The 1,125-nt window shown below is 75.3% G+C and carries 1 pseudogene; it reads right to left on the reverse strand.

The features are described 5' to 3' along the window. Nucleotides 1-1,099: pseudogene (locus tag L0B03_RS18205) on the reverse strand (GNAT family N-acetyltransferase); the annotation flags it as partial. Between the last annotated feature and the right edge of the window lie 26 nt (nucleotides 1,100-1,125).

Below are 1,125 nucleotides of genomic sequence, written 5' to 3' on the forward strand. Positions count from 1 at the left end.
ACTTGGCCAGCACGCCTTCCTCGGGGGCCGCGTACGCGGGCACGGTGCGGAGATGGCCCTCGGCGTCAGGGGCGGTCAGCTCGGGCACCATGCCGTGCAGGCCCGCGACGCAGGCGACCGTGGTGCGGCCCGAGCCTGCGGCTGCCCGGGCGACGAGCGGCCCGACCCTCGGGTCGACCTCGCCGAGGGTGGGGACGTGCACCACCACGACCGCGTCGCAGGCGGGGTCGGCGTAGACCGCGTCGAGCTCCTCGGTGAGACGCTCGAGGTCGGCCGACCCGTCGGCGGCGATCGCCGGCACGGCACGCTGCTCCCCCACGGTGAGCCCCGCGGAGAAGGCCGCCTCCGCGACGAGGGCCGCGAGGGGCTCGGAGCTCGCGACGACGTTCACACGCCTCCCCGCGGGCAGCGGCTGGTGGGCGAGCAGCTGGGTCACGTCGAGGAGCTGGTGCGTGCTCTCGACCCGGATCACCCCGGCCTGCCGCATGACCTCGTCGAGGGCGCGCCGTGGGGCCCTGGTGCGGCGCACCGCATGACCGGCGGGCACCACGTGGCCCGATCGGCCTGCGGTCAGGACCACGAGCGGCTTGACGGCGGCGAGGCGGCGCGCGACCCGGGAGAACTTCCGCGGGTTGCCGATCGACTCGAGGTAGAGGCCCACCACCGAGGTCCTGTCGTCCTCGGTCCAGAACTGCATGACGTCGTTGCCCGACACATCGGCCCGGTTGCCCGAGGAGACGAAGGTCGACAAGCCGAGCCCCCGCCGACGTGCGGAGGCGAGCATGCCCACAGCCATGGCGGCCGACTGGCAGAACAGCCCCGTGGTCCCGGGCTCGGGCAGCCGGGCCGCCAGGGAGGCGTTCACCGTGGGGTGCTCCTCGTCGCCGTGCCGCAGGAACCCGTACGAGGCCGGTCCCAGCACCCGCATGCCGAGGGCGTGGGCGCTGCGGACCAGGTGTCGTTGCAGGGTCACCCCGTCCGGCCCCGTCTCGACGAACCCGCCCGAGAGCACCACCACGGCGCGGGCGCCGAGGCTCGCGGCGCGCCGCAGCACGTCCACGCTGCTCGCCGCGGACACCGCGAGCACGAGGAGGTCCACGGGGCCCTCGACCTCGGCGAGGGCGG

The sequence above is a fragment of the Actinotalea sp. C106 genome (assembly GCF_023630195.1).
Classification (GTDB): Bacteria; Actinomycetota; Actinomycetes; order Actinomycetales; family Cellulomonadaceae; genus Actinotalea.